Source organism: Leptospira adleri (genome assembly GCF_002811985.1).
Taxonomy (GTDB): Bacteria; Spirochaetota; Leptospiria; order Leptospirales; family Leptospiraceae; genus Leptospira; species Leptospira adleri.
Genome location: NZ_NPDU01000139.1, coordinates 1 through 3,395 on the forward strand (window position 1 = coordinate 1; position 3,395 = coordinate 3,395).

General features: G+C 40.7%; 3 protein-coding genes and 1 pseudogene. All 4 read right to left on the reverse strand.

The genetic code is table 11. The features are described from left to right. A partial coding sequence (locus tag CH376_RS23670; protein WP_100788580.1) for a DNA gyrase subunit B occupies window positions 1-1,567 on the reverse strand: 1,567 nt, incomplete at its 3' end. A gap of 65 nt (window positions 1,568-1,632) precedes the next feature. Then, window positions 1,633-2,097, reverse strand: coding sequence for a DciA family protein (locus CH376_RS23675; protein WP_100784527.1), 465 nt, complete (start codon window positions 2,095-2,097; stop codon window positions 1,633-1,635). After that, the gene (gene recF / locus CH376_RS23680) at window positions 2,094-3,191 is read right to left on the reverse strand and encodes a DNA replication/repair protein RecF (protein WP_100784528.1); all 1,098 of its coding nucleotides are present in this window, start codon (window positions 3,189-3,191) and stop codon (window positions 2,094-2,096) included. The genes CH376_RS23675 and recF overlap by 4 nt, the downstream gene beginning before the upstream one ends. Next, window positions 3,191-3,395 (reverse strand): annotated as a pseudogene (locus CH376_RS23685) (DNA polymerase III subunit beta); the annotation flags it as partial. The gene recF and the pseudogene CH376_RS23685, both read right to left, overlap by 1 nt.

Sequence of the window (3,395 nt, forward strand, 5' to 3'; positions counted from 1 at the left end):
GAAAGAAGAATGTAAGAAGAAGTGTTCGAATGTGAGAACCGTCGATATCGGCGTCCGTCATAATCATAATTTTGTGATAACGGATCTTATCGATATTAAATTCATCTTCTCCGATTCCGGTTCCCAGAGCGGAAACCAAAATTCTAATTTCCTCGCTTGAAAGAATTTTATCCAATCTTGCTTTTTCCACGTTGAGAATTTTCCCTTTCAAAGGAAGAATCGCCTGTGTGTTTCTATCTCTTCCTTGTTTAGCGGATCCTCCGGCGGAGTCACCTTCCACGAGATAAATTTCCGACTGAGCCGGATCCTTTTCGGAACAATCCGCGAGTTTACCTGGTAGACCGCCGCCTTCCAAAACCGTTTTTCTTCTCGTAAGATCTCTCGCCTTCCGAGCGGCTTCTCTCGCTTTAGCGGAAAGAATACATTTTTCTAATATTCTTTTTGTGATATTGGGATTCTCTTCAAAGAATAAAGTAAGACCTTCCGAAGTGAGGGTTTGCATAATTCCCTTAATCTCGGCGTTGACCAATTTTTCTTTTGTCTGAGAGTTGAACTGAGGTTGAGGAATTTTAACGGAGATGACGGCTGTTAAACCTTCTTTTACGTCTTCTCCCGACAGACCGGTGGGATGTTTTTTAGCCATCACCGTATCTTTTTTTAGGAAGTCATTGAGAGTTCTCGTAAGAGCCGCACGAAAACCTTCGAGATGTGTTCCGCCCAAGTTGTTGTTGATGTTATTGGTAAAACAGAAAATATTTTCCGTATACGTTTCCGAATACTGAATCGAAATTTCTGCGATTACATCCTCTTTGTTTCTTTCAAAGTGAATCACCTTGTGCATAGGATGTTTGTTTTCGTTGATATGTTCTACGAAAGAAACGATACCGCCGGAAAACTGGAATTCGTTTTTCAGCAGATTTTCGCCTTCGCTTCCTCGTCTTCGGTCTTCAACGGTAAGAATCAGTCCTTTATTCAAAAAAGCTAATTCTCTAAAACGAGCGGAAAGAACGTCGAACTGAAAGTCCACAGTCGTAAAGATAGACGCGTCCGGCTTGAAACGTACGATCGTTCCTCTTTCGGAAGATTCTCCTTTTTCTTCTACCGGGGAAACGGGAACTCCCTTCTCATATTTTTGCGAATAGATTTTTCCTTTCTGAAAGACTTCTACGACAAGCCATTCCGAAAGAGCGTTTACCACGGAAACACCCACCCCGTGGAGTCCGCCGGAAACCTTGTAAGCGTCATTTTCAAATTTACCGCCGGCGTGAAGAATGGTCATTACGACTTCGATCGTGGAAATCTTCTTATCCGGGTGAATGTCCACCGGGATTCCTCGGCCATTGTCTCTAACTTCGATGATGTTATCTGGAAGAATGCTGATTTTAATTTCTGTGCAATGACCGGCCATCGCCTCGTCCACGGAGTTATCAACGACTTCGTAGACCATTTTGTGAAGCCCCGTCTCATCCTGAGTTCCGATATACATCCCCGGACGTTTTCGAACAGCTTCCAGACCCTCTAAAATTTTAATCTGACCGGCGCTGTAGCTTGCTTCTTCTTGGCTCATTTTTTTCAGACCTCAGGAATAGTTTTCCTGAAAACCATAGGGAGGCAAGGAAATTCATTTATTAATCAAAGATATTGAAGAATCTCAAGATAACGTTTTTTAACTTCCGGATCCGATTCTTTCTCAAGTATGGCAATTAAATCCTCTTTCCCTTCTAATCCTTTTTTTTCTTTCGTTTCGGGTTGTTTTGAGGAGATGGAATTGGATAATTTACCGATCGAAATTTCCAGAGAACGAACGATGCCCTTGCCAAGAAATTGAGAGGACTGTCTCAGAATTCGATTTTGAAGAAAAAGCAATTCCTGTTTATACGCATTGTGCGAAACTATGATTCTTAATTTACCGAATTGAATCGAACCGACTTCGGAGTGAGAAGCGAAAACCGGGCCAACAATTTCTTTCCAGCGATTTCGGAGGGTATTTAAAGAAATCTTTTCTTGAAGACTTTCTTCCGTAATACCGAGTTGATTGAGAACGGACTTAAATTCGTCGGTTTCAATCTTTTTCGATGAAATGAGATCGTCTTTCATTCTACCGAACGAACCTCCCCGTCTTTGATCATAAAAATCTGCTTTTGATCCTCGAGTTTACCGACATAATCCTGAATTCCTTCTAAATCGGTCGTCGTAAAAAACGCTTGGCCCGCATTGACAACCAGATCTACAAAGTATTCCCTTCGTTTGACGTCCAATTCTCGGATAACGTCGTCTATCAATAAGACAGGAGTTTTATTCAAAACATTCTTATAATAATTAAAAGTCGCGGCCTTTAGAGCGATTACAGTGCTTCTCTTTTGGCCTTGAGAACCGAATTCCGTAATATCACGGGAATCGATTCCGATAAAAAGATCGTCTCTATGAATACCTGCGGAAGTATAACCGAGCCTAAGATCCCGGCCCAGGTTGCGATTGAGTTTTTCAAAGAATTCCCGTTCGTTTCCGACATCCGGTTTGTAAATCAACGTTAGACCATCCCTTCCCCCGCTCAATTTGTCCAAATTTGTCCGGTAAAATGAATTCAATTCTAAAACGATTTCTTTTCTTTTATTAAGAATGATCGTTCCTTTTTCAACAAGCCTCTTCTCCCAAATTGAAAGCTGAGAAGAATCCGAATTTCCGGTTTTCAAAAGTGCGTTTCGGTGCTTTAAAATTTTATTATATTCTAACAGACAATCCAGATAAAACGGATCAAAAGACGAAATAAACGCGTCTATAAACTTTCTTCTTTCCGAGGGACCGCCTTCGATTATTTTCAAGTCCATCGGAGTCAAAAGAACCGTAATAAATTTACCGATCAGATCCGTTCTCTTTTTGATGTCTTCCTGATTGAATTTTAATTTTCTTTTGACTGTAGGTTTTGCAGTATAACCGATTTCTAAAACGGATTCTTTTTGATTTTCTTGAATTCTTCCGCGGAGAAAATAATTTTCGGCGCTCCAGCGAATTAAATTTCCGTCTTCCGACTCGCGAAAACTTTTCAACCAGGATAACATACAAATTGCTTCGAGAAGATTCGTTTTACCTTCCCCGTTATCTCCCACAAAAAAAATAAGCCTGGAATGAAAGTCCAGGCTCAGTTCTTCATGACTTCTAAAGTTTTGAAGTGTAAGATGTTTTAGAAACATTAAATTTTCATCGGCATAATCACCGAGACAAATTCTGGATCGGATGGATCCTTAAAGATCACGGGCGAACTGGAATCGGAAAATTCAATCTTAACTTCAGAATCGTCGATGGATCTGAAAATATCCATGAGATATTCTCCTTTGAAAGCGATCGTTACTTCGTCTCCGGAATATTCAATGGATTTGTTGATGCTCGCTTCGGAA

What these genes read in the sequence shown, in the direction of transcription:
- CH376_RS23675 (WP_100784527.1), bottom strand. Translation starts at nt 2,097, where the DNA reads ATGAAAGACGATCTCATTTCATCGAAAAAGATTGAAACCGACGAATTT.
- recF (WP_100784528.1), bottom strand. Translation starts at nt 3,191, where the DNA reads ATGTTTCTAAAACATCTTACACTTCAAAACTTTAGAAGTCATGAAGAA.